Source organism: Rahnella sp. AN3-3W3, assembly GCF_003263545.1.
Classification (GTDB): Bacteria; Pseudomonadota; Gammaproteobacteria; order Enterobacterales; family Enterobacteriaceae; genus Rahnella; species Rahnella variigena.
In genome coordinates, this window is record NZ_JYDG01000157.1 from 1 (window position 1) to 1771 (window position 1771).

Sequence of the window (1771 nt, forward strand, 5' to 3'; positions counted from 1 at the left end):
GCGAGCCCACGACCTTGACCCTAAGGCCAATTTGGGTGGCAACCCAAGGTGTTGACCTTAAGGCCAGTTTGGATAACAACCCAAGGTTTTAAAATTTTAGGCTTTTGAAAAGCCGCCCAAATGCAGCGGCTATCCTGAATTACTTGAGCGCCATGGCATCCCGCATCGTATAGAACAAATCTGTCTGATCTGTCAGACCGACCACATTCCCCGCATGCGGCCCGAACGCGGCTATGCGCAGTTGAGTCCCGGTATGTCCCTGCGAATCATCTTCGGAGTTGCCGTAGCTGATGGTCATCGGCGCGCGTCTTTGGTGGTCAGCGTCTGCGTCAGGCCCGGTGCTTTGGCGTCGGCTTCGATTATTTGGCTGGAATGCGCGTGGTCGGCGGTGACGATAACCAGCGTGTTGCCATCCTGACGGGCGAACTCCAGCGCTTTCTGTACGGCCTCATCCAGATCGACCGTTTCACCAAACTGTCCGCATGGATTGGCGGCGTGATCCTGCTTATCTATCGATGCGCCTTCAACTTGCAGGAAGAAACCGTTCTGATTGGTTTTCAGCAGGTCGATGGCTTTTTCTGTCATCGCAGCCAGCGTCGGGATATCTGCGGTGCGTTGCGGATTGGCTTCACAGGTCACGGCAGGTTTGTCGATATTACCGTGATAAGTGGCTTTCGGCCCCTGCCAGCGAACCGGCATATTGCCTTCGGAAAACAGGCCCAGCACCGGTTTCTTCTGGTCTGCCTGCGTGATTGCGCTCAGCTGTTCAGCGTTCTCCACCCAGACATAACCCTGCGCCAGCGCCTGGTCTTTCAGTGATTTCCCCTGGAACTCACCGGCTTTCGCCAGCTGACTGAATGATTTTCTGCCGCCGCCCAGCGTGACATCCGCACGAGCCTGCAACAATTGTTCTGTGATCGAACCGCGTCCGCCGTTTTCCAGGGCGTTGCTGGCACATTTCTCTGCTGTTTCTTCCGGGCCGTAGCATTTGCGCGAGGTGACATGGGCGATTTGCGCTGCCGGTGTGGCATCCTGCAATTCAGCGGTAGAAACGTTGCCGGTGGCTTTACCCGCCGCTTTAGCAATTTCGAGAATGGTCTGGTGATCTTTACCGTTTACATCCACGCCAATCGCACCGTTATAGCTTTTGACGCCGGTTGTCCAGGCAGTGGCGGAAGCAGCAGAGTCAGTTACATAACTTGGTTTCTGCGTTTTCTTGTCCAGAGAATAATGTGTGTACTGACCAGTCAGCGGCAGGGCATCGATACCTTTGAAATAGCCGCCTGCACCTTCGGCATAGTTACGCGCAGAGGTAATTTCAGAATCACCCATGCCGTCGCCAATCAGCAAAATGACGTTTTTCACCGTTTTGTCGGACAGCGATGCTTTCAGCGCGGCGGTCTGATCACCGCTCAGGCGGCGTGCGCCACCCGGTTCTGTCAGCACGCCTTTCGCGGCGCGGTCAGTCAGCGTGTCAGTTTCAGCGGCGAGGGAGGCGGCAGAGGCGGAAAGCAGCAGGGCGGCAGTCACTGTACGGGCGATCAGAGATACAGATTGTTGCATTGTCTAAACTCCTTTTTCTAAACCATCGGAAATAAAAAAACACATATAGATATTTTTTGTTACCGGAAGGTTAAGGGAGGGTTGTGACGGTTTAATGACAGGCACAGGATTGGCCGTGAGATTGGGTTCTAACTTCAAATTCAAGGTCAACAGCTTGGGTTGCCACCCAAACCGGCCTTAAGGTCAAAATCAAGGTCGTGGGCGTCGG

At 54.4% G+C, this 1771-nt stretch carries 1 pseudogene; it reads right to left on the reverse strand.

The annotated features are described in order from the left end of the window. Positions 1 to 139: 139 nt before the first annotated feature. A pseudogene (gene phoA / locus UC15_RS25605) lies at positions 140 to 1563 on the reverse strand (alkaline phosphatase). Positions 1564 to 1771 lie beyond the last annotated feature (208 nt).